We start from the raw sequence: 1,954 nt of genomic DNA on the forward strand, positions 1-1,954 counted from the left end.
TGTCAACGACGGATGAAAAGTGATCCACTTATATCTCCACCAACGGCCCAATATTGATCCACCGTTTTACTCAGGATTAGCTTCAGCTATAACCCCGGCCTTTCGTTTCTGTCTGAGTCGATAGCTTTCTCCTTTGATTTGAACGACATGTGAGTGGTGTAAGATACGGTCCAGCATCGCTGAGGTCAGTGCTGCATCACCGGCGAACGTTTGATCCCACTGCCCGAACGGCAGATTGGATGTCAGGATCATTGCGCTCTTTTCGTAACGTTTAGCGATGACCTGGAAGAACAGTTTTGCTTCTTCCTGACTGAACGGCAGATAGCCTATTTCATCAATGATGAGCAGGCGGGGGGCCATTACTCCACGCTGAAGCGTCGTTTTATAACGGCCCTGACGTTGTGCCGTAGATAACTGAAGTAACAGATCTGCTGCTGTTGTGAAGCGAACCTTGATACCTGCACGGACTGCTTCATAGCCCATCGCTATTGCCAGATGGGTTTTCCCCACACCTGATGGCCCCAGTAATACGATATTTTCATTACGTTCTATGAAGCTGAGTGAGCGTAACGACTGGAGTTGCTTCTGCGGTGCTCCGGTGGCGAATGTGAAGTCATACTCTTCGAACGTTTTCACCGCCGGGAAGGCTGCCATTCGGGTATACATCGCCTGTTTACGTTGATGACGTGCCAGTTTTTCTTCATGAAGCAGATGCTCCAGGAAGTCCATATAACTCCATTCCTGGTCTACTGCCTGTTGTGACAGCGCAGGCGCTGCGCTTATAAGGCTTTCCAGTTGCAACTGCCCGGCGAGCGCCATCAGTCGTTGATGTTGCAGTTCCATCATCACGCCACTCCTCTGCAGAATGAGTCGTAGATGGAGAGTGGATGATGCAGGGGGTGTTTATCGAAGTTCACCAGATTTTCACCAGGATGCACGTCATACTCTTTTTTCTCCGGAGGCAGTGCCAGCATGGACTGCTGCTCTTCGAGCCAGCGATCGCAGGGACGGGCCTGGATTGTTTCATGCTTTCGTTGGTTAGCGACATCGTGCAGCCAGCGCAGACCGTGGCGGTTGGCTGTTTCAACATCGACAGTGATCCCCATCGGGCGCAGGCGAGTCATTAGTGGGATGTAAAAACTGTTACGGGTGTACTGCACCATCCGTTCCACCTTACCTTTAGTCTGTGCCCTGAAGGGGCGACACAGTCGGGGAGAGAAGCCCATCTCCTTGCCGAACTGCCACAGCGAAGGATGGAACCGGTGCTGACCGGTCTGATATGCGTCACGTTGCAGAACCACAGTTTTCATATTGTCATACAACACTTCGCGCGGCACACCACCAAAGAAGCGGAACGCATTACGATGGCAGGTCTCCAGCGTGTCATAACGCATATTGTCAGTGAATTCGATGTACAACATTCGGCTGTATCCGAGAACAGCAACGAACACGTGAAGCGGTGAGCGACCATTACGCATAGTGCCCCAGTCAACCTGCATCTGTCGTCCGGGTTCAGTTTCGAACCGAACGGCAGGCTCCTGCTCCTGAGGAACCGAGAGAGAACGAATGAACGCCCTGAGAATGGTCATTCCGCCACGATATCCCTGGTCTCTGATCTCGCGAGCGATTACCGTTGCCGGGATTTTGTAAGGATGAGCATCGGCGATGCGTTGACGAATATAATCCCGGTATTCATCCAGGAGTGAAGCAACAGCAGGTCGCGGTGTATATTTTGGCGGCTCAGATTTTGCCTGCAAATAACGTTTAACGGTATTGCGGGAGATCCCCAGTTCTCTGGCAATCGCCCGGCTACTCATTCCCTGCTTGTGCAGGATTTTAATTTCCATAACTGTCTCAAAAGTGACCATAAGCTCTCCTGAATCAGGAGAGCAGATTACCCCCTGGATCTGATTTCAGGCGTTGGGTGTGGATCACTATTGCACCGTTCGTGACA

The 1,954-nt window shown here is 51.5% G+C and carries 2 protein-coding genes; both read right to left on the reverse strand.

The annotated features are described in order from the left end of the window. Positions 1-66: 66 nt before the first annotated feature. Entirely contained in the window at positions 67-849 is a 783-nt protein-coding gene (istB, locus tag PGQ95_RS26225) for an IS21-like element IS100kyp family helper ATPase IstB (RefSeq protein WP_001317493.1), read from the reverse strand. Next, positions 846-1,868 (reverse strand): IS21-like element IS100 family transposase, encoded by a 1,023-nt coding sequence (gene istA / locus PGQ95_RS26230; RefSeq protein WP_000255946.1) that lies wholly within the window; start codon positions 1,866-1,868, stop codon positions 846-848. Before istA ends, istB begins: the two co-directional genes overlap by 4 nt. Between the last annotated feature and the right edge of the window lie 86 nt (positions 1,869-1,954).

The organism is Klebsiella sp. 141240, assembly GCF_050600805.1.
In the GTDB taxonomy this organism is placed as follows: domain Bacteria; phylum Pseudomonadota; class Gammaproteobacteria; order Enterobacterales; family Enterobacteriaceae; genus Klebsiella; species Klebsiella aerogenes.

Coding starts and splice junctions, on each gene's coding strand:
- istA (WP_000255946.1), bottom strand. CDS start 1,868: ATGGTCACTTTTGAGACAGTTATGGAAATTAAAATCCTGCACAAGCAG.